Genomic DNA, 20,507 nt, shown 5'->3' on the forward strand with positions numbered 1-20,507 from the left:
GGATATAGCCTATTTATTATTCATTTCTAAGTGAACAAGCGCTTTTTCTGCAATTTCAACACCGTATTCTTGAACAAAGTGTCCTGCTTCTGCAATTTTTAAGGGCTCAGGGCAGCCTTTAATAAAGCTTCTTAAGTACTCCATTGGGCCTTCGCCTAAAGCTGTATCTTTCATGCCTATCGCCATGAAACTTTGACCGTTCCAGTCTTTTGACCAAAACTCTCTTGCGCGTTTTCCGTGCTCAACACCATCCATCGTTGGCTCGACAGGCACCATGGCGGGAAAGCGTCTTACGCCTGCTTTATAGCTGTTATCTGGAAATGGCGCATCGTAAGCTATAACATCCATCACAGATACGGCTGGCCCTGCGTCACAGGCAAATAAACCACCGACTGGTATTTCAGGGGCATTTGCGCAGAAATCTCGCCACTTATAAAACCCTTCAGGGGCGGTTTCACCCACCGATATTGCCGTGTTCATAACAATCAAATTTTTGAATCGATCTTGCATATCCATTGGGATTGTTAACCCTAGAATTCCGCCCCAGTCTTGACAGACCAACGTAATATTTTTCAGATCAAGGCGTTCAATTAATCGCATTAAACTATCACGGTGAAAATCAAAGGTATAAACCGATTCATCAACGGGTTTATCTGAACGACCAAAGCCAAACAAATCAGGCGCAACAACACGATGACCAGCGCCCGTAAATATAGGAAGCATTTTTCTATATAAGTAGCTCCATGAAGGCTCACCGTGTAAACATAAAAAAGTGTTTTCAGATGAGGAATCACCCTCGTCGATGTAGGCCATGCGTAAAGACTCAAAACCAGCTAAATCATCAATGTAGTTAGGTTGGTAAGGAAAGGCCGGTAATACAGAGAATCTTTCTTCTGGTGTTCTTAATGCTTTAATCGTCATAATATTTCTCCTGAAAAGTAGTTTATTTAAGTTAATGTTATCAATGCTAAAATTATTAATTTATAAGTTACTGAGTTTTGCCTAAAAATAGGGATTTAAAGGGCTGCTCGGATGCTCGCATACTGCCAATGATGTAAACAAAGGCGGTAATAAGATCCATGACAGAAATATAGACAAAGATCTTTGGTGCCAAGCCTAATGAAGCGGCATATGTAACAATGATAAAGCCGACCATTCTTACCAATCCGTTCCAAACAATAAGAGGGGCACGGGTTTTAATGTCTGAAGTAGCCCAAAGTAACGCAGCGCCCATAAGCATAAAAGATACGCCCAATACCACCGTGATAATTAACGTGTCTGCTTGAGGTGCCATCAGCGCTGAAATAATCATGCCTAGTGCGATTGGAAAGTTGAATAGAGCAGTAATTTGTACGAATTTTTTAAACATTTTTAGTTCACTTATTTTACACTTATGAAGCGATCGCTTCAGAATTAAGTTAATTGTGAAGCGATCACTTTGTAATGTCAATAGGGTGAATTGACATTTTGAAGTGACTGCTTCAAAATAGAGTTAATTAATATTATTTTTAAGGGCCACAGAGTGAAAGCAGGACGAAAAAGAGCGTTTGATAAAGAGGTCGTTTTAGATAAAGCGATGCGGTTATTTTGGGCCAATGGATATTCAGGTACTTCTGTTGCCAATCTTTCTTCTGAGCTTGGCATTAATACGTCGAGCTTGTACGGCACGTTTGTCAATAAAGAGCAATTGTTCAAAGATGCATTGGCACATTATCAAAAACAATATGTAGAAGTTAACTACAGCCATCTAGTAGAGCCATCAAATGCAACATTAAAGGAGCGGTTACAAGCTTGTTTCTATGGACTTATTGAGCTATTTACCAGCGATGAAACGCCCCGTGGATGTTTGCTTGTAAAAAGTGTTAATGAATCAGATAGTGTTGCGTTTCCAGAAGATGCGGTTGTTTATATGAAGAAATTAGGAGCAGAAACTCAGCAAACATTGACAGGTTTATTCGCGTCTGACATTGCGAAGACGGATATGCCCCAAGGCCAAACAGCTCAAAAACTGACTAACTATCTTTTATCAGTAAGTTATGGGCTGGCTGTTCAAGCAAAAGTAGGTCTGGTAGAAGATGAATTAAAGTCAGTCCTTGATCATGCTTTGAATTCTATTTTTGGTTACTCTTAATTCAATAATTTAGATTGTTGCATGCATTACAGAATCTATTTTTTAATTAGCCATAAAAAATCAGAATAGACACGATATTTATGAATAACACATTCAAATTTAAGCAATTTATCGTCGTTATGTTACTAACGAGTATTTGGATCCACGTTGCCGAGGTAGCAAGAGCTATTTTAGTCGCGTTTCCTATGATGGAGGCCTTCTATGCCGGAAAGTTAGTCGTTGGGCCCATGGCTGTCAGTAATGCTTTGATATGGGGAATATGGGACACAATACTGGCGAGTACCTTGGTATTTATTTACTGGTTGTGCGCTCAAAGCTTTGGTCACAATGTAAAAACGATTGTTATATCAGCCACTGTTACTTGCATGGCAACGCTGGGTGTTTTTTGGATAGGGTCTGTAAACTCAGGATTAGGAACGTGGGAAATGGCAGTTACTTTGGTCCCAATCGCATGGTTTGAAATGCTTATTGGCGTATTTTTAGCCAGTAGGTTATATGCGCGTTATCGCTAAAATATAAAGCGAGCTCATATATTTATAAGTCCATATAATGGGCTCTATAGCCAATAGACTATACAAACGAAGATCGACAATATGAACTATAAAGAATTTAATGATTTCTGTCGCGCATTAGAAGCAACCTCATATGTGGTCCAATGGCATAACTCTCATGTATGGAAAGTCGGCGGAAAGGTTTTTGCTATCGGCGGATTGGGAGGAGGGTTGGGAGAAGGTGATAAACCAGCCTTTATTTTTAAAACATCTGAACTGAATTTTCATTTTCTCAGTGAAATACCTGGCTATAAGCCTGCACCGTATTTTGCTTCTCGTGGAATGAAATGGATACAACACTACGAAAGCAACGATGATACTGATAACGACTTATCATATTACCTTAAAGAGTCTTATCGGCTTGTTTCATTAGGCCTGACAAAGAAAAAACAAAAAGAGCTCGGTTTAAACCAAACCCCTTAAAATAGGTTTAGGTTTAGGTTTACACGTTGCACGGATACTCGTTAATTATCTCTTAGGAAAATATGATTAAAATTAAACACCCTCAAGAGCTAGCGCGTTTACGCCGCCTTGCCCTGTCAGCACAAGGTTTGCTACAAACACAAGCTTTTGGCAGTGGTTTGGCTGGTGCGTGTAATGCAATTAACCATATTGGTTACGTACAGATTGATGCTATTTCGGTGGTAGAGCGTGCTCATCATCATATTCTTAACTCTAGAGTACCTAATTTCAAACCCGCTATGACCAATCAGTTATTACTCAATAAAGACATTTTTGAGTACTGGTCTCACGCTGCCGCTTTTTTACCGATTAAAGATTTTCGCTTCTCATTACCTTACAAACACGCGATTAAAAATGGTCAAATTCATTGGCATAAAGAGCGTGATAGCAAGCTGATGCAAGAATTATTAACTCGCATACGTATCGACGGTCCGTTGCGATCTCGAGATTTAGAGTCAAATGCTACAAAGCGTGCAGGTTGGTGGGATTGGAAACCTGCGAAAAAGGCACTTGAACAGTTGTATATGGAAGGTGACCTGATGGTTAGTAACCGAGAAGGTTTCCAAAAAACGTATGATCTAACTGAACGGGTATTACCTTCTGAGGTAAACTTAAAAATGCCCAGTATGGATGAGTTGGCCACGCACATTGTCGATCAACAGTTCCGCTGCTTGGGGGTTACCTCACTTAAAGGCTTGACTTATTTACGTCGAGATAACGAATTGCGCAACGCAGTGAAAAACTTGGTAGATGAACGATTAGTGCAAAACATTTTACAACAAGTGCAAATGAGTAGCGGTGAAATATTGTTAGTGGAAACCGAGGCGATTGAACGGCCCCTTCCCCGTCTGAATAACCGAATGTTGATCCTTTCGCCATTCGATAATAGTGCCATTCAACGTGATCGGCTCAAGTTGCTTTTTCAATATAACTATCAACTAGAATGTTATGTTCCTGCAGTGAAACGACAGTATGGTTACTTTTGCTTACCGCTACTTTATCGCGGTGAATTTGTTGGTCGTATGGATTGTAAAGTGCATAGAAAAACATCTCATTTAGAGATTAAATCACTACATTTTGAGCAACATAACTTTGAGCAGCATAACTTTGATCAAGCGTCAGTCATTACTGCCTTTGTAGACGCCATTATACCATTTTGTAGTTTTCAGAAATGTGACTCCGTTTCTTTAATTGAAGTCTACCCGAAACCGTTAAATGAAAAGTTACAAAGTGCATTAAAATCTATTATTAACGTTAATATAGGTCCCATAATATGAGTGCGCTGTTTGTCCTTGTTGTAAATCAACGTCTATCAAGGTTATAAGTGCAGTAACACTTTGTTCGTTTGACTCATTTACACTTTTAATCAAGCAGTGATAATGGGGTCGCGTCTTGCCTTTTGCCACTTTCAGTTTATGGCACTTTCTGGCCACTCGACAACATAAACGCGGTAAGTCGTGTTGTTGCTAGTCAATTCATCATTTTTGTCGGATGACGTGGCTTCGCCACTTATCCGACCTACGTCAAAAGGTAGGTTGGTTAAGCCGAAGGCGCCACCCAACAGAGTTTCAGATTTACGCCTTGAAGGTTCGCTATTGGCACTCTCTATTCACTCGACAACATAAAATATTGATAATAATTGGCCAGGTGTTTTACTGTGTCGGATGGCGCTTCGCTTATCCGACCTACACTTGCACAAGCGGGTTATTCTTGGTTCACACACCTAACTCCTAAGCTATAAAACCTTTACTCAAAACTGATATTTTGCTTTAAAAAGTAATCTTCAATTTCATCAGTATTCGGCTTAAACGCTTTCCAGCGGCCAATTGCTTTATTGTTAAGTGGTTGGCGTACTTGCACCTTGCTTGCGGTAGAAACCGGTGCGGTGTTTAAGTGAAAGTCTATACACTGTTCTTGCCATTCGAGGTTACAAAAGCTCACTAAGTCTTTTATTTGCTGCTCGGGCTGTGCGACTAACTCTTCGTATTTTACTAATTTTATATTGCTGTGCAGGGCGCTAAAGTGCTGCATTAGTTTGTAAAAACGGCTGTAAAATTTAGCGGTGTCGAGTAAATCGAGCGAGTACGCGTAGTAGGGGTTATTAATGGTGAATAACTGGCGATAGTTGCCAATACAGGTGTCCATTGGGTCGCGCAGCATACAAATTATTTTGGCGTTTGGCAGTGCTTTGGTTATTAAGTCGATATAAAAAAAGTTAAACGGGAGTTTATCTATAAAGTGCTTATGGCTGCCTGTTATTACGCGTGTTGCGTTTAAATAGGTTGACCCAAGTTGATTAAAATCAAGCTCGTAGGCTTTACTGAGCGTTTGAGTGTCGAGCACGTGAGGTGTTTGTGTTTGGCTTAGCTTTTTAACGCTTAGGCCAAAGTCTTGTAATTCACCGGCTGATTGCACGTCGCTGTGGCTCGATAAAATACGCTCAACTAATGTGGTGCCAGAGCGGGGCATACCTAATACAAAAATAGGTTCGGCCGTTGGGTTACCCTGTGTTAGCGCTTGTGTGTGCTGTTCACTTAAGCGTTTAATATGTTCAAATAACTCAGTTGAGCTTTTATGATCAAACGGCTGCACAGCACGTTTTGCTACTTTACCTTGCTCTAACGCGTTAAAAGCCTCTGAATATTCACCAGTATCTTGATACTCTTTTGCGAGTGCATGGCCTATATGCAATTTTGCATCGGGGTGTGTTACTTGCTCAAACACGTTTTTTAAGCGTTCAATATGGTTGTTTTGCTTACTTACTTTAGTTAAATCACTTAATGCAAAATGACTTTGATGATGCAGCGGGTTAAGCGCTATGGCATTTTCAAAAGCGTGTTGGGCTTTATCAAATAGCCCTAAAAACTTAGCGCTTACACCGTAGTTATAATAAAACGGGGATTGAGCTTTGTTAGCCGCTGTAGCCAGTTTAATAGCGCGCTCAAAGTAGTTAAGTGCGTGTTCGTGAATGCCTGCTTGAGTAAGTGCAACGCCAAGTGTGTCGGCATCAAGGGCTTTAGTTATTTGTTTTAATGGCACCGATAGTGCGGTGTTTTTTGCTTTTTGTAATTCGCCAGTAAGTGCGTAACATTTAGCAAGTTGCGCGGTGTATTCAATACTTTGGCCAAGGGTAAGAGCTTTTTCGATGAGCTTTATTGCTTTGTGTATTTGCCCAACAGTTAAATTAACCATAGCTAACAAAAAATACCCATCAGCAAAGTCTGGTTTGAGTGTAACTAACTCCACTAGGGCTTTGTGTGCTTGCTCTATTTTACCTTGGTTTAGGGAGTGTATTGCGCTTTGATGAAGTTGCTTTAAATTTGGCTGCATGGTTTTGGTAATTATTATTTTGTAAAAGAAAATAAAAAGGCTCAAATAAATTTGAGCCTTAAAACATTGTTTAAAAATTACTATAAATTATATTTCAAATTTGTAGTTAAATTTAACACCTACCGTAAGCGGGCGATTAATGTAATGGCCGTAGTTACGTTGTATGTCGGCGCCATTAGCTGATGTTATATCTGCATCTGAGCGACGAACGGATGTAACCGCGTATTTGTTGAATAGGTTATCAACATATAGCGTAGTTGACCATGCATCAGCCGTTAATTTAGCTGATATATTACTCAAACTGTAACCTGGTAGTGTTTCGCCGTTATCACGAAGTCCTACTCTTGAAAGCACGTCGCTTTGCGCGGTTAAACCGTAGTTAATATCAAGCGTTTTGTCGTTAAACACGTCTGTTTGATAGTTTACACCCATCGAAAATTGGTTTTCAGGCGAACCTGGCAAACGGTCGCCGTCTTCTGCGCCACCGGTACCATCGGCATTAAACAAAAATGGTGCGTCTGATGTTAGTTCTGCTTTTGTGTAAGCGTACGTAGCGTAAACCGAAAACGAGTCAGATAAAATAGCGCGGGTTGAAATTTCTACCCCTTTTGCATTAGCGCTACCTGCGTTTGAAAGGTACGTTAATTGACCTATATCTGTAGCGCCCGTAATTTGTGCATCATCCCAATCTACGTTAAATAACGCGGCGTTAAAGTGTAGTTGGCTTCTAAACCATGTACTTTTAAAGCCTAGCTCGTAGTTTGTTGTGGTGTCGGCTTCATACAATAATTCGTCAGGTTTACCACAACCTGTTTGTTGATCCTCAATAATTGGATCAGGGCAAGACACTAACCCATTTGAGCCGCCAATTCTAAAGCCTTCACTTACTGTTACATAACCCATTACTGAGTCAGTGAACTGGTATTTAGCATTAAATTTAAATAAGTTACCGTTATCGCCTGCTTCGTCTTTTTCGTATGCAACGGTGGTTACATCAGGATCTACTCCACCATACAATGTATTTGCTAGCGGGAAGTCAAAAGCCGCTTGCGACTCTATATCGTATTTGTAAAAACGGGCACCAATGGTCACATCTAATTTGTCGGTAACTTGGTAGCCAACTTCACCAAATAGTGCAGACTCAGTGACGGTACTTTTTGTAAGCTCTAAGTATTCTAATGAGTCAGGTCTTAGCTGCTCGCCACCAAAGTTATCGATAGCGAATTGGTCAAACCCAGGCGTAAACTCTCGGCTTGACGCTTCGGTTTCTGTTTTGTTGTAAAAGCCACCCACAATCCAGTTAAAGTCGCTGTCGCCTTGCGACACTAAGCGAATTTCTTGAGTGAAGGTATCTTCTTCGTCAATTTCACGGGTAAACGTTGAAAACGAAGGAAACTCTTCATAACCGTAATCAAGACGAATAAGTAAGTCTGTTTGGTCGCGTTGGCCGTCGGCATCAAAGCTCGAAATACCGGTTGCTGATACGAGCTCTGCAAAACCTAGGTCGGCTTTTAGTTCAAGGCTTAGTAATTGATCTTTTTTCTCGCGAGGCTCTTCAAAGCGATAAGCCGATTCGTATTTACCTATTACGTCGCTTAAGCCGTTGTTTGCATTAAGGCTGTTGTAATGAACAATCGAGCGACCTTCGCTGTCTTGGTTTTGGTAAAAGTAGTTAAGCGTACCTTCAAACGATTCATTTGGTTTAAAGCGAACAGAAATACGACCAGTAGTGGTGGTTTCGCCGTTGGCGTCTTTTACATTTTTAAGGTTGTTATTAACTGCTGAGCTATCGCTCCAATCTGGATCTGGCAACGATACGCCTGGCTCGCGTACTACGTAACCGTAATCGATAAAACCTGGATCTTCATATACGTTTAAGCTGGCGCGTACTGCTAATTTATCTTCGATAATAGGAAGGTTAAATATAAAACCGCCTTCGCCACCTAAAGAGTCACTTTCTTTTGTTTGAAATAGGTCGCCGTATACTTCAAGCGATGTAAAATCAAGCTCAGGCTGTTTAAGCATGTAGCGAATTGCACCGCCTAATGTGCCTGCACCATAAAGGGTGCCTTGTGGCCCAATTAATACTTCAACACGCTCAATATCTACTAGGCGCATATCTACCGAAACAGGAATTTCGTTAATGTAAGTAGATACTGTGCCGCCATCTGATGATGGACCAGATGAATTAGTATTTAAACCACGAACAATAATAGGCGAGCCTGAGCGGCCACCTTGATCAGTAATTGTTAAACCAGGTACCCAGCGTGCTACATCCGCAAGCTCATTGATATTTTGATCTTTCATAATATCTGCATCAAGGGCTGTAATATTTAGCGGTGCATTTTGCACAGAGCCGCTGCGCCTTGTTGCTGTAACTTCGATTACTTCGAGTGATTTGTTTTTAGCTGCAACTTCTTCTTGAGCAAGTGCGGCATTAGGCAATAAAAATACGCTAGAAACAGCGCTCGAAATAGCCAAGGTTAACAAGCTTGGTTTAAACATAAAAAGTGATCCCCAGTTCAAATGTTTTACATTAGTAAATTAAGTTAAGCAGTTTATCAGGGAGTGAAGTAGCTTGGAATATCTAAATTGAATTTTAATTCACTTTTGTAGAATAAATATGGTTTGTATGTGGGGTTTTTATTTAGTTAATAGGCAATATAAGCAATAGCTTAGTGCTATTAGGTACAGTTAGGTTAAAAATCACACCCTTGTTTAAAGGTAAATAGTCATTCATTTTTTAAAGATGGCTTTATGACGCGCTCGTTAAACAAATTATTACATTAAAATTGATAGTTTATAATGTCATTAGTTATGCTTTTATCAGCACTATTAAAGTGTGTTTTTATCCCCATTAAGAGTGGTAGTCGTATTTATAAGTAACTGTGTAAGTTATTGAGTGAGCGTGTTTGATTGCCGCTTCGTATACTCTTTTTTGTTTTGTCCGCACTTTTTTGTGCGTGTTTTTAAGGATTAACAATGAGCCAACTATTTTCGCCTTTATCACTTGGGCAAGTAACGTTAGATAACCGTATTATTATTGCACCCATGTGCCAGTACTCAGCAAACAATGGCGCTGCTAGCGATTGGCACACTATTCATTTGGGCCAATTGAGTTTGAGTGGTGCAGGATTGCTAATTTTAGAAGCAACAGCAGTCAATCCAGAAGGGCGTATTAGCTACGGTGATTTAGGGCTTTGGAATAACGAAACCCAGCAAGCCCTGGGCAAAAGCCTAAAAGCAGTAAGACAATATAGCCCTATGCCTATTGGTATTCAGTTGGCGCATGCTGGGCGCAAAGCATCAACTGAAAAACCATGGGACGGTGGCGATGCTATTGCACCTGATGACGTTAATGGCTGGCAAACGCTTGCACCTTCGGCAGTTGCGTACGACGATAGCAGCCCAGTGCCAAAAGCAATGAGCCAATCTGACATAGATTCACTAATTAAAGATTTTGTAAGTGCAGCTAAACGCGCTGATGAACTCGGCCTTGATTTAATCGAGCTACATGGTGCGCACGGTTACCTGTTACACCAGTTTTTGTCGCCACTTTCAAACAAGCGCGATGACAACTACGGTGGTAGCCTAGAAAACAGAATGCGTTTATTGCTTGATGTGTTTAAAGCGGTAAGAGCGGTATTTCCTAGTGAAAAAGCGGTAGGTGTGCGTATTTCGGCAACTGATTGGGTTGAAGGCGGCTGGGATTTAGATCAATCGATAGTGCTTAGTAAAGCGCTTGATGAACTCGGCTGTGACTTTATTCATGTAAGTACTGCGGGTTTAAGTCCTGAGCAACAAATACCAGTAAAACCTAATTTTCAGGTACCGTTTGCAACAGCTATTAAAGAAGCTGTGAATATGCCTGTTATAGCGGTGGGTTTAATTACTGAGGCGCAACAAGCCGAGGATATTATTAGTGAGCAGCAAGCCGATGGTGTAGCGCTGGCGCGTGGCATTTTATATAACCCGCATTGGCCGTGGCATGCAGCTGCAGAGCTTGGCGCTACAGTAACTGCACCTAAACAGTATTTACGCTCAAGCCCACATGGGCAGCCATCACCAATTAAGTAAAACGAAGTTTTTTGTAAAAACCCAACCCGCGTTTGCTGGTTGGGTTTTATTATTTTTATAAAGTAGAGACACACATGACCCAACCAGGCGTTTCACCACAACCACTTAGCAATACTCTCGTTACTATTATTGCTTTGTGTTGCGGTCTTATTGTTGCCAATATTTACTACGCTCAACCTATTATTGAGTTGCTTGCCCCTGAAGTTGGATTAAGTGCGCACAGTGCTAGCCTTATCGTATCGCTTACACAAATAGGCTACGCTTTGGGGTTGTTTTTTTTAGTGCCATTAGCTGACTTAATTGAAAATAAGCGTTTAATGCTTATTACTTTAGCTGTGTCGTTTTTGAGTTTGGTGGGTACGGCACTTGCTGATTCACCTAATGTAATGCTTATTTTATGTTTAATGATAGGTATGAGCTCGGTTTCTGTTCAGGTGCTTATTCCGCTTGCTGCGCATTTATCGTCTGACGAGAAGCGCGGACAGGTTCTTGGCAATATTATGGCGGGTCTCCTGCTAGGTATTTTGCTGGCAAGACCTATATCGAGTTTAATAGCCGATCACTTTGGTTGGCGTGCTGTATTTTACTTTGCAGCAGGGTGTATGGTGTTTATTGCAGGCGTAATTTATTTTGCTATTCCAAGCAGGCAACCTACCCATAAAACAACGTATTTTAAGTTATTAAAATCGCTTAAACAGTTAATGATTAGCCAACCAGTGCTGCGCCAACGTTCACTTTTTCAAGCATTAATGTTTGCATCGTTCAGTTTATTTTGGACGAGCGTACCGGTTGTGCTTGCCCGTGAGTATGGTTTATCGCAATCAGAAATAGCACTGTTTGCACTTGTCGGTGCGGCAGGTGCTATAGCAGCCCCTATTGTTGGGCGTTTGGCCGACAAAGGCTATACACATCAGGTCTCTTTACTTGCAAAAGTTATAGCAGCTGGTTGCTTTTTACCCAGTTTGTTTGATTTACCTTACGGGATAGTAATTTTAGCGTTAACGGGTGTGTTTATTGATTTTGCTGTGCAAGCCAATATGGTACTTGGGCAACGCGCAGTTTACGCACTAGAGCCACAAAGCCGAGCACGTTTAAACGCTATTTACATGACCAGTATATTTGTAGGTGGTGCAGTGGGGTCGCTTATTGCCAGCCCGTTATATGAAGCAGGTGGTTGGACAGGTATTGCCCTGGTTGCTACGGGTATGCCGCTTATTTCGTTGATTGGGTATTTGGTTACAACTAACAAGCAAAGTAAGGCGGTAAGCTAATTACGTTGCTACAAAAAAGCCACTGCTTACGCGGTGGCTTTATTTTTTAGAATTAGTCGATTACAGTTTTTATTTAAGCAACCTGTTTTTTTGCGTTTGAAAACGAGCTACCAACAGATGCAACTATCACAAGTAAAATAGCTAGCCACTGCCATAAAGTAAGTAACTCACTTAAAATAATAAACCCTGCGAGCGAAGCTATTGCAGGCTCTAAACTCATCATTACGCTAAACCCTTGTGAAGGCATGTTACGCAGTGCAACCATTTCAAGTGTGTAAGGCAGTGCGCTTGATAAAATAGCAATACCAATACCCAGTGGGATAATTTCCCACGTAAACGCGGCGCTTTGCATAATGCCGCCGTATGGTACTAGCACTATAGCGGCAACGGTCATACCCAATGCGACAGTTGCTCCACCAGAGCTTTGTGTGCCCGTTTTTTTACCAAATAATATATAACCTGCCCAACATGCACCGGCACCAAGCGCAAGCGCTACACCCAATGGATCAAGGCTGTCTTGGCCGCTCATATCAGGAAGCAGAAGCAAAATACCGGCAATAGCACAGGCAACCCAAAATAAGTCACGTTTGCGGCGTGATGAAAATAAGGCAACAGCAAGCGGGCCTGTAAATTCAAGCGCTACACCAATGCCTAGTGGAATGCGTTCAATGGCGTAATAAAACAAAATGTTCATGCCGCCTAAACTTAAACCATACACAATTATAGGAATACGATTACCAGAAGTAGGTAAGTGTTTCCAAGGTTTAAACACTAAGCAAAGTATAAAGGCAGAAAAACCAAGCCTAAGGGCAGTTGTACCTTCAGGACCAACAATAGGAAAAAGCTGTTTTGCAAATGACGCGCCCGTTTGAATGGTCATCATAGCAAGCAGTACACACACTATAGCCAGTAAATAACTTTTTGAAGATGCTTGCATTTTAATCCTTGAGTTGAGTAACTCTATCAATTAGTTATGTAATGCAGGGAGTATAAAAGCTAAACCCGCCCGATATTAATGGCGGCATAGTATCTTTTTTTAAATTTATAGGTAAGTGTTTGCGACCAAAAATAGCGCAATTAAAAGTATATTAAATAGGGCGGGTAAATAAAGTAAGAGGTAAAGTTAGCAAACAGGCGTTTGCTAACTTTAATCAGTTGGTTAAAATGCCTTAGTGGGCACTTTTATTAACTAAGCCATCAAGCGAGTAGAGGCCTCGTTTTTCATCATTTTTGCGTTTAATTTCTTCAAGTGCGCGCGATTCTACGGCATCAAATAAAGCATTAATTAAGCGGTTAAAATGTTTGTGCATTGCGGTGCGCGCTGCATTTGCATCATGCGACTTTAGGGCTGTATAAATAGCGGTGTGTTCGTCCATAACGCACTCGTTATTGTTTTTACACACACTGCCATAGTCAGCAACAATTTGTGGGTTTGTTAAACGTAAATCCCACAAGTTAGACACTGCAAATTCAAGTGCTTTATTGCGCGTTGCTCTAGCTATAATTTCGTGGAACTCACGGTCGGCTTGCTCAACATAAAGGCCTTTTTCCATGGCAATTAATGTTTTATTTAGTTGCTCTAGTTCTTCTTCTGTAATGCTTTGAGCAGCTAAAGCGGCAATTTCGCCTTCAATTAATGCGCGAGCTTGAGTAAGTTCAAATGCACTGATCTCTTTTGATTTTATAGATGCATTTTTTTGTTCTACTACGTAAACACCAGAGCCGGTTTTAACTTCAACTCGGCCACGTACTTCTAATGCGATAATAGCTTCTCTAATGGTAGGGCGACTTACATCAAACATTTCTGCAAGTTCACGTTCAGGTGGTAAACGACTCCCAGCAGAAAATTCGCCTTGATTTATTAAAGACTCAATTTTATCAACTATGCGCCAAAATAAGCGACGATTACCCATACTTTACCTTCATTACCTTAAGGAATAATGGCCTCTGGGGCCTAAAAGTCAAAACCAACTGTTAATACCAGAGGTTACCTCAAAATTCACTATTATGTCAAAATTCTAACGCGATGTTATGGTTAAAAACCACTATACACCAATGGTTGTATTGTTGTATTACCAATTTAGTTTAAAATAATGCAATTGGCTAGCTTGATTGGTAATGTTTTTATGTGTTAGGTTAGTTTTAAGGTTATTGAATAATAAATATTGGTAATAAACCGATTTTGGGTTGTTAGTGTTAAGTTTGTTGTAGAAGTATTTGATTGCCCATGGATGGGGATCGCTATTTTTAAATGTGTTTGTAAAGTGTGTTTTGTAAAATGTGTCGTTGTACGAGAGCTATTTAAGCTTTCTTCTGGGCGTTAACTGTCGTTGGTTAACGCCCATATTTTATTTAGTTAGTCGTTAGGGTACACAACCCCAAGCTGTTTGCGAGCTTCATCAAGTACGCTCATTACGTTACTGGCTAAAATATGTGTATTAACGGGTGACTCAAGAATATTTTGCTTCACTAACGCCATAAAATGTTCAACTTCGTATTTCATAAAGTGCTCATCAAACGGCTGGGATATAACCTCTACCTCACCATTATTAGCAATAAACTCCACCTTTTTGAGTTGCGATACGGCTTCTATTCGTATGCGTCCAAGCTCGCCTTGTATTTCGGTTATGTTGTCGCCTTGCGATATTTTAGAGTAGCTAATAACGGCTTGTTTATCAGCGTAGTTTAGTAATACATCGCCCGCACCATCTACACCTGTATCAAGTAATACGCCACTGGCACTTACGCTTTGCGGCGCTCCCCAAAGTGCAATTAATAAATACAGTGGGTAAATCCCTAAATCAACTAAAGCACCATTAGCAAACTCGGGTAAAAACGTATTTGGACGCTCGCCATTTTTATATTTATCGTAACGCGATGAATATTGACTGTACTGGCCAATATATTTACGTGGTGTGCCAATTTTTACCATTGCCTGTTGCAGCCGTGCAAAGTTAGGTAAGTGAGTGGTCATCATGGCTTCCATGTAAAGGCGCTGATGTTTTTTTGCTGTAGCTATAATGCTTGCAAGCTCTTTAGAATTGGCTGCTGATGGTTTTTCGCCAAGGACATGTTTACCCGCTTCTAGGCACATAACGGCATATTGTTTGTGTAAGCTGTTAGGGGCGGCTATGTAGACAGCATCAACATTTTGATCTTGGCATACTTGCTCGATTGAGGTGAAAATTTTTGCTTGTGCATTTTGTGGGTGTTTGGCTAAAAATGCTTCGCCGCTTGATACTGCGCGCGAGCACACACCATATAAATTAAAATCGTTTAACGTATTTGCAGCGGCTAACAGTGTGTCGCTAATAAAATTGGTGCCAACAATAACAAAGTTCATGCTCACTCCTTAGCTTAAATAAAAAATAATAAGAGCGTTTAGTTTAACATTTTTTTAGTCCTATATGCTCGAGGAGAGCACCCAAACCAGCGTTTAACATTAACACTTAGCGTTGCTTGCTCCTGATACCCTAAAAGCTCAGATATGGTTGAGATTGTAAATTGGTTTTGCGCTAAATAGTGTGCAGCTAAAGCGCGACGAGTGGCATCTTTAAGTTTTACAAAACTCGTATTATGTTTGATAAGTTCTCGATGCAGAGTACGCGGGTGCATACCCAGCGCAGCTGAAATAGTTTGGTTACTACATTGATAAATAGGAAGCATAGGCCTAATTAGTGCACTAACTTGGTTGGGCAATGGTTGTGTGTGTTCTTTGTTTTTTGCCAAGAAGCTTAGCGCCGCTTGTACTTTATTTAGTTCAGGGTGATCAAGCTCAAGAGTTAAATCACTTTTTGAGATTACAATACCAGCGCTGTTGCGATGCTCTATAACGTTACAACCAAAGTAAGTGTTATAGGCACGAGTATTAGTACTTAATTTTTTTGGCAAAAATATATTAATTGGTTTGCAGCGGTTATTACTCAGCTTTTTAATAACAGCCAATGCTAAACCAATGGTTAGCTCAATCACTTGGTTGATGTTCGGTAATGGTTTTAAATTAATTTCGAATGATAAAAACAAGCTTTTATCATTCTCTAAAGGGTGCGAGTTTAAGCTAAGTGCAGGGCTGTGCAAGTGAAGGTATTTAATAACCCAATTAAGTGCATCACCTAAATTAGTACTACTTTTGGCAGCTATTGCAATATGTCCTAAAATATCAAAATTTTGTCTACTAGCAAGCTTAAGGCCAAAACTAGAGCAATTGAACTTACAAGCACAGTATTCTAAAAGCTCAGCGTAATCTCGATAAGGTAAATAGTGGTTGTCGAGATTTTTAAAGTCAACGTTACTAATATTACAGTTTTGCATTATTTCATGCGGATCGCCGCCAAATTCGCTAATTAGGGTATCTATACCTTGTAATGACGTGGCTCTGATTAGGCTGCTCATGGTTAACCTCAAATAAACGATGTCTAAAAATATCAAGTTTTGTTGAATTTTTCTATGCACTATTACTGCAAAAGCCGTTTAAAACTTTTATTAAGGTACACCATGAACAATACAACATTTGATTACATTGTGATTGGCGCAGGTAGTGGCGGCTGCGTTATGGCATCGCGATTGTCTGAGGATAAAAATGTAAGTGTGTGCTTAATTGAAGCTGGCGGCAGTGATAACAGTGTATTTGTGCAAATGCCAGCAGGCATAGCAGCGAGTGTGCCTTATGGCATAAATAGCTGGCATTACAATACGGTGCCACAAAAAGAGCTTAATAACCGATGCGGTTTTGTGCCGCGTGGCAAAGTATTGGGTGGCTCAAGCTCGACTAATGCAATGGTTTACATAAGAGGTAATAAGTACGATTACGACCAATGGGCGGCTAATGGCAACACGGGATGGGATTTTGATAGTTTACTTCCGTACTTTATTAAAGCTGAGAACAATAAAGCGTTTATAAATAATGAGCTGCACGGGACAAAGGGTCTGCTACATGTACAAGAGCTAAGTAACCCAAGCGATGTAAACCAGTATTTTTTAAATGCCTGTGCTGAGCAGGGCGTTAACTTAAGCGACAATATAAATGGTAAAGAGCAAAGCGGCGCACGTCTATCGCAGGTAACTCAACACAATGGCGAGCGTTGTAGTGCAGCAAAAGCATATTTAACACCGCATTTAAACCGCCCAAATTTAACGGTATTAACCCATAGCCACGTTAATAAAATAAATATAACCAAAAAGATAGCGCAAGGCGTGCAAATAGAGCGTAATAAAGAGGTTATTAATTTACGTGCTAAAAAAGAGGTAATACTTAGTGCTGGCGCTATTAATTCGCCGCAAATATTAATGCTTTCAGGTATTGGCCCTAAAGAGCAGTTAAGTGCACATAACATTAAGGTTAAGCACGTACTTGAAGGTGTTGGCGCTAATTTACAAGATCATTTAACGGTAGTGCCACTTTATAAATCAAAAACAAGTAAGGGAACATTTGGTATAAGCCCGTTAGGCATTGCCAGCATTATAAAAGGCTGTGTTAATTGGTTTAGTAAACGAGAAGGGCGATTAACCAGTAACTTTGCAGAGTCGCACGCGTTTATTAAATTATTTGAAGGCTCGCCAGCGCCCGATGTGCAGCTAGAGTTTGTAATTGGGCTGGTGGACGATCATAGTCGTAAATTACACACTGGGCATGGTTACAGTATACACAGCAGTATTATGCGCCCCAAAAGCCGAGGTACTATTACATTAGCCGATAACAACCCGCGTAGTGCTCCACTTATTGACCCTAATTACTTAAGCCATCCAGATGATTTAACTGTAATGCTTGCAGGCCTTAGAAAAACACTCACTATTATGCAAAGCAAAGCTTTTGATAACATACGCGGTAAAATGGTCTACCCGCTTGATATAAATAATGATGATCAGCTAATTGAGTTTATACGCCAAACTGCAGATACCGAATATCACCCAGTCGGGACATGTAAAATGGGTCAGGACTCAATGGCAGTGGTGGATACTAATTTGCGAGTACACGGGGTAAGTAACTTACGCGTAGTCGATGCGTCGATTATGCCTACCATTATTACCGGCAACACAAATGCACCGGTAATTGCGATTGCTGAAAAAGCAGCTGATTTAATTAAACACGAAAAGGTGTAATTAAATAAACTGTAGTAGGGCTATTAATTAGCTATAAAACTCATTTAGCCATTGTTGCCAATCGCTTTCAAGATGTAGCATTTGCTGATGCTTTTTAGCGTTTAGATGCTTGGTTTCGTCCTCGCTTGCCATATAAGGTCCAACGCGGCAAAGGGAGCAATGGTTAGATGTTAAGTATGCAGGTTTGGTAAGACGTGAGCTTAATTCGCTAGTATGTGTATCAATACTTTTTGGGCTGAAAACGTAAGTTATGCCGCTGGTGTCTTTTACGTGTTTGTCGCGGTCAACATTACGAATTTTATAACCTTCAAAATGGCTAATATCAAACGGGATTTGGCCTAAATAATCAGCGTTTAAACCGTTATTTAAACTCCCTTCTATATTCCATTCTCGATAAGGTTTTACATCCTTTGAAGTGATGTAACACAGCATTGGACCATTTTTATCAAGCGCGTATTCGTTAGCGTATTTAATAAATTGATGCAGTAAAGCGCGGTTTAATACGTTCATACTGGTTTGGCGCGTGTTGTTTTCAAATGCTTCACGACCAACAAACGCAGGTATAAGCGGAAACTGAAAAATAACCACGTCAAAGCTGTGCTGGTTTTCACTTAGAGTTTGCCAACACGCGGGATTTGTTACATCAAAACTATTAAGTATCTCAACGTTATGGGCTTTTAAGTTGCTAAGTGCATTGTGCTGGTACTTTTGCTCAATAGTCATTTGGTCATCGTAAGTGGATGCAACCAAAGCTTTTGGCGATAGATGAGTGTAAATAGCGTTCGAAAAAGATAAATCGCCATCGCCTACGGTGAGTATTCGCCATTGAGGATTTAAATACATATTTTATTTAGCGTTTATGTTTGTAGCAGTATTATTTATATCGCTATTTGTTTGTGAGTCTTTTGCTAGTAAACGATGAAACGCAAGTCTGGTTTTTAACCCTTCAATTGCGATTTGTTTAATAATAAGATTAAAGGTAATTAAAATGGCAAAGGCAATATGAATAGGGCCGTGAGTAAATCCTGCATCTGTATCGTAGAGTGTTAAACCAAATAGCAAAAATAAGACGACTAAGAAAATTTCGAGTAATTGACTTGAATAAAAGCTTAAACGACCTTCACTTTTATGATCTTTTTTTATGCGGATAGCACAAAAAAATGGGATCACTTTGATTTTAAATGTCGCGTTTTTTTCTACGTAGTTTTCGCCAAGTTCATCAAGTTGTTTTCGTAATTGGTCAATCATGGTGTGTCCTCAAATAGCAGTGCGCGGATATTACCTTATTACCACGCAATATTTAAGTTTACAGCTGTTATTTAACCTGAACTCTAGGGCCTGTTTATCTTTCGAGGTTAAATTTGCAGCAGACTGTTTGGTATTTAGGCAAGGCAAAGCCTATGTAGTGTGGTTATTCCCCATAAATAGGCGATAACGCAGCATAAATGCCAAACATGCGCTGCCCGAAGGGTTCTGCCTAGGGGCAATTTACTCTTTGTTGCTCGGTTTTTACTTAGCCCACTAGGTTACAAACCTCACGCCGCGATTAAATCGCCCCTAGATTGAACAAATTTTAATCCTGAAAGGTCAATAGGCCTTAGTTAAGAGATTTGCTAACTCGTTGAATTGTAGTGATATTTGAATTTATTTTCTCTAGCCAGAGATTTTCTGTGAGAACAAGGCGAATTTACGCGTCAATAGCGGGCCTATTGCAAGTAAATTCAACGCACTTAACACTGAAAATAGCTGCTTGAGATAGATTTATTATCCAGAGCTCAGGTTACTTAGGGTAAATACTCATACCAATAGTTAGGATGTGACAAACAAATACAACGGAGGTCAGCACAAAGCGCATTTTTTGATAATCTTTATGATAGGTTTTCCATTGTGGAGTGGCTTTTTCAAATATAAGTACTAACCAAAAACTAGCACCTAACCAAGCGAGTGCCCACTCTACAGGTAAAAATGATAAAAATGGAACTGGGATAACAGGTAATACCGCTTTAATTGCATTGCTATAGCTTTGCTCTCCGGCCCGCCACAAGTTACCTGCCATAAATGCTAAAATGGCGATACTGTAAAAAGTAAAAAACTCTAAGTTAACGCTGTTACTACCAAACACAAGCGGCCATGCCACGCAGCCTAAAAAAGGAAGTAGCCCTAGGTAGCCTAGTTGAATGTGATTAACAAATTTTTCCATAACAGTGTGCCTTGTGTTTGAACGTTTTTAAGCGCGGCTATTGTAGCAGTATTTTATAAGTAAAGTGGATTTACAATAAATGCGAGCTACTAAATAGTGTAGAGGTATTAATTGATTAAACGTTGTAGATAAAGCACTCGATCTTCATTGTTATTATTTCTTTAAATATAAAGTAATACAATATGTAGGGTAGGCTGATGATTAGCCTATTTTATTTTTACTGGGAGATGATACTTATCGTTTTATCAGATTAAAAAGCCTCTTAAAGCTGTCTCTTATACACAAATCCCTGCTAAGAAATTAGCGGGGATTTTTTTGAACTAAATCTCAATGTCATGATCAGATCTTCAAATCTTATTTGAGGGCACATTATGATTAACGAACAT

The 20,507-nt window shown here is 40.1% G+C and carries 18 protein-coding genes; 7 read left to right on the forward strand and 11 right to left on the reverse strand.

The window, feature by feature from the left end; translation table 11 throughout:
* Positions 1–9: 9 nt before the first annotated feature.
* Both I6F48_RS13755 and I6F48_RS13760 read right to left on the reverse strand, forming a co-directional pair.
* Positions 10–921 carry a haloalkane dehalogenase gene (locus I6F48_RS13755; protein WP_197119659.1) on the reverse strand — a complete coding sequence of 304 codons (912 nt, stop codon included), beginning with the start codon at positions 919–921 and terminating at the stop codon, positions 10–12.
* Positions 922–988: 67 nt separating this feature from the next.
* A complete protein-coding gene (locus I6F48_RS13760; protein ID WP_165728949.1) occupies positions 989–1,369 on the reverse strand; it encodes a hypothetical protein in 381 nt (126 codons plus the stop codon).
* A gap of 153 nt (positions 1,370–1,522) precedes the next feature.
* Between I6F48_RS13760 and I6F48_RS13765 the strand changes: the two genes are divergently transcribed.
* From I6F48_RS13765 to I6F48_RS13780, 4 genes are all read left to right on the forward strand, one after another.
* On the forward strand, positions 1,523–2,131 hold the full coding sequence (locus I6F48_RS13765; RefSeq protein ID WP_197119660.1) for a TetR/AcrR family transcriptional regulator: 609 nt from the start codon (positions 1,523–1,525) through the stop codon (positions 2,129–2,131).
* An 80-nt stretch (positions 2,132–2,211) separates the two neighbouring features.
* Entirely contained in the window at positions 2,212–2,643 is a 432-nt protein-coding gene (locus I6F48_RS13770) for a hypothetical protein (RefSeq protein WP_197119661.1), read from the forward strand.
* 81 nt (positions 2,644–2,724) lie between these two features.
* Positions 2,725–3,105, forward strand: coding sequence for an MmcQ/YjbR family DNA-binding protein (locus I6F48_RS13775; RefSeq protein WP_165728946.1), 381 nt, complete (start codon positions 2,725–2,727; stop codon positions 3,103–3,105).
* A gap of 62 nt (positions 3,106–3,167) precedes the next feature.
* A complete protein-coding gene (locus tag I6F48_RS13780) occupies positions 3,168–4,421 on the forward strand; it encodes a winged helix-turn-helix domain-containing protein (RefSeq protein ID WP_197119662.1) in 1,254 nt (417 codons plus the stop codon).
* A gap of 469 nt (positions 4,422–4,890) precedes the next feature.
* Here I6F48_RS13780 and I6F48_RS13785 read toward each other — a convergent pair whose 3' ends face one another.
* Together I6F48_RS13785 and I6F48_RS13790 are read right to left on the reverse strand one after the other, a co-directional pair.
* Positions 4,891–6,474 (reverse strand): tetratricopeptide repeat-containing sulfotransferase family protein, encoded by a 1,584-nt coding sequence (locus tag I6F48_RS13785; RefSeq protein WP_165741147.1) that lies wholly within the window; start codon positions 6,472–6,474, stop codon positions 4,891–4,893.
* Positions 6,475–6,561: 87 nt separating this feature from the next.
* Positions 6,562–8,979 carry a TonB-dependent receptor gene (locus I6F48_RS13790; protein WP_165740024.1) on the reverse strand — a complete coding sequence of 806 codons (2,418 nt, stop codon included), beginning with the start codon at positions 8,977–8,979 and terminating at the stop codon, positions 6,562–6,564.
* Positions 8,980–9,456: 477 nt separating this feature from the next.
* Between I6F48_RS13790 and I6F48_RS13795 the strand changes: the two genes are divergently transcribed.
* Together I6F48_RS13795 and I6F48_RS13800 are read left to right on the forward strand one after the other, a co-directional pair.
* Positions 9,457–10,551: an NADH:flavin oxidoreductase/NADH oxidase gene (locus I6F48_RS13795; RefSeq protein ID WP_166421440.1), complete on the forward strand. Its 1,095-nt coding sequence runs from the start codon at positions 9,457–9,459 to the stop codon at positions 10,549–10,551.
* A 74-nt stretch (positions 10,552–10,625) separates the two neighbouring features.
* Positions 10,626–11,822: an MFS transporter gene (locus tag I6F48_RS13800; RefSeq protein WP_165740021.1), complete on the forward strand. Its 1,197-nt coding sequence runs from the start codon at positions 10,626–10,628 to the stop codon at positions 11,820–11,822.
* 73 nt (positions 11,823–11,895) lie between these two features.
* Here I6F48_RS13800 and I6F48_RS13805 read toward each other — a convergent pair whose 3' ends face one another.
* The 4 genes from I6F48_RS13805 to I6F48_RS13820 form a co-directional block, all read right to left on the reverse strand.
* Positions 11,896–12,759 (reverse strand): EamA family transporter, encoded by an 864-nt coding sequence (locus tag I6F48_RS13805; RefSeq protein WP_165740019.1) that lies wholly within the window; start codon positions 12,757–12,759, stop codon positions 11,896–11,898.
* A 232-nt stretch (positions 12,760–12,991) separates the two neighbouring features.
* Complete coding sequence (locus I6F48_RS13810; RefSeq protein ID WP_024591884.1) at positions 12,992–13,735, reverse strand: FadR/GntR family transcriptional regulator; 744 nt, start codon at positions 13,733–13,735, stop codon at positions 12,992–12,994.
* Positions 13,736–14,178: 443 nt separating this feature from the next.
* On the reverse strand, positions 14,179–15,165 hold the full coding sequence (locus I6F48_RS13815; RefSeq protein WP_165725025.1) for a Gfo/Idh/MocA family protein: 987 nt from the start codon (positions 15,163–15,165) through the stop codon (positions 14,179–14,181).
* A gap of 38 nt (positions 15,166–15,203) precedes the next feature.
* Positions 15,204–16,214 carry an AraC family transcriptional regulator gene (locus I6F48_RS13820; RefSeq protein ID WP_165740015.1) on the reverse strand — a complete coding sequence of 337 codons (1,011 nt, stop codon included), beginning with the start codon at positions 16,212–16,214 and terminating at the stop codon, positions 15,204–15,206.
* Between the two features lie 102 nt (positions 16,215–16,316).
* Here I6F48_RS13820 and I6F48_RS13825 point away from each other — a divergent pair, with 102 nt between their 5' ends.
* Complete coding sequence (locus I6F48_RS13825) at positions 16,317–17,921, forward strand: GMC family oxidoreductase (RefSeq protein ID WP_197119663.1); 1,605 nt, start codon at positions 16,317–16,319, stop codon at positions 17,919–17,921.
* A gap of 27 nt (positions 17,922–17,948) precedes the next feature.
* On the opposite strand, the gene I6F48_RS13830 is transcribed toward I6F48_RS13825, so the two are convergent.
* The 3 genes from I6F48_RS13830 to I6F48_RS13840 form a co-directional block, all read right to left on the reverse strand.
* Positions 17,949–18,764 (reverse strand): class I SAM-dependent methyltransferase, encoded by an 816-nt coding sequence (locus I6F48_RS13830; protein WP_197119664.1) that lies wholly within the window; start codon positions 18,762–18,764, stop codon positions 17,949–17,951.
* 3 nt (positions 18,765–18,767) lie between these two features.
* The gene (locus tag I6F48_RS13835) at positions 18,768–19,169 is read right to left on the reverse strand and encodes a hypothetical protein (RefSeq protein ID WP_197119665.1); all 402 of its coding nucleotides are present in this window, start codon (positions 19,167–19,169) and stop codon (positions 18,768–18,770) included.
* Positions 19,170–19,701: 532 nt separating this feature from the next.
* Entirely contained in the window at positions 19,702–20,121 is a 420-nt protein-coding gene (locus tag I6F48_RS13840; RefSeq protein WP_165729525.1) for a DUF3429 domain-containing protein, read from the reverse strand.
* Positions 20,122–20,507 lie beyond the last annotated feature (386 nt).

It is taken from the genome of Pseudoalteromonas sp. SWYJ118, from assembly GCF_015864505.1.
Taxonomy (GTDB): domain Bacteria; phylum Pseudomonadota; class Gammaproteobacteria; order Enterobacterales; family Alteromonadaceae; genus Pseudoalteromonas; species Pseudoalteromonas arctica.

Bases quoted from the DNA above. Each gene is read 5' to 3' on its own strand.
- I6F48_RS13830 (WP_197119664.1), bottom strand. From the start codon at position 18,764: ATGTATTTAAATCCTCAATGGCGAATACTCACCGTAGGCGATGGCGAT.
- I6F48_RS13810 (WP_024591884.1), bottom strand. From the start codon at position 13,735: ATGGGTAATCGTCGCTTATTTTGGCGCATAGTTGATAAAATTGAGTCT.
- I6F48_RS13835 (WP_197119665.1), bottom strand. From the start codon at position 19,169: ATGATTGACCAATTACGAAAACAACTTGATGAACTTGGCGAAAACTAC.
- I6F48_RS13785 (WP_165741147.1), bottom strand. From the start codon at position 6,474: ATGCAGCCAAATTTAAAGCAACTTCATCAAAGCGCAATACACTCCCTA.
- I6F48_RS13820 (WP_165740015.1), bottom strand. From the start codon at position 16,214: ATGAGCAGCCTAATCAGAGCCACGTCATTACAAGGTATAGATACCCTA.
- I6F48_RS13800 (WP_165740021.1), top strand. From the start codon at position 10,626: ATGACCCAACCAGGCGTTTCACCACAACCACTTAGCAATACTCTCGTT.
- I6F48_RS13795 (WP_166421440.1), top strand. From the start codon at position 9,457: ATGAGCCAACTATTTTCGCCTTTATCACTTGGGCAAGTAACGTTAGAT.
- I6F48_RS13790 (WP_165740024.1), bottom strand. From the start codon at position 8,979: ATGTTTAAACCAAGCTTGTTAACCTTGGCTATTTCGAGCGCTGTTTCT.
- I6F48_RS13805 (WP_165740019.1), bottom strand. From the start codon at position 12,759: ATGCAAGCATCTTCAAAAAGTTATTTACTGGCTATAGTGTGTGTACTG.
- I6F48_RS13760 (WP_165728949.1), bottom strand. From the start codon at position 1,369: ATGTTTAAAAAATTCGTACAAATTACTGCTCTATTCAACTTTCCAATC.
- I6F48_RS13815 (WP_165725025.1), bottom strand. From the start codon at position 15,165: ATGAACTTTGTTATTGTTGGCACCAATTTTATTAGCGACACACTGTTA.
- I6F48_RS13825 (WP_197119663.1), top strand. From the start codon at position 16,317: ATGAACAATACAACATTTGATTACATTGTGATTGGCGCAGGTAGTGGC.
- I6F48_RS13840 (WP_165729525.1), bottom strand. From the start codon at position 20,121: ATGGAAAAATTTGTTAATCACATTCAACTAGGCTACCTAGGGCTACTT.
- I6F48_RS13755 (WP_197119659.1), bottom strand. From the start codon at position 921: ATGACGATTAAAGCATTAAGAACACCAGAAGAAAGATTCTCTGTATTA.
- I6F48_RS13775 (WP_165728946.1), top strand. From the start codon at position 2,725: ATGAACTATAAAGAATTTAATGATTTCTGTCGCGCATTAGAAGCAACC.
- I6F48_RS13770 (WP_197119661.1), top strand. From the start codon at position 2,212: ATGAATAACACATTCAAATTTAAGCAATTTATCGTCGTTATGTTACTA.
- I6F48_RS13780 (WP_197119662.1), top strand. From the start codon at position 3,168: ATGATTAAAATTAAACACCCTCAAGAGCTAGCGCGTTTACGCCGCCTT.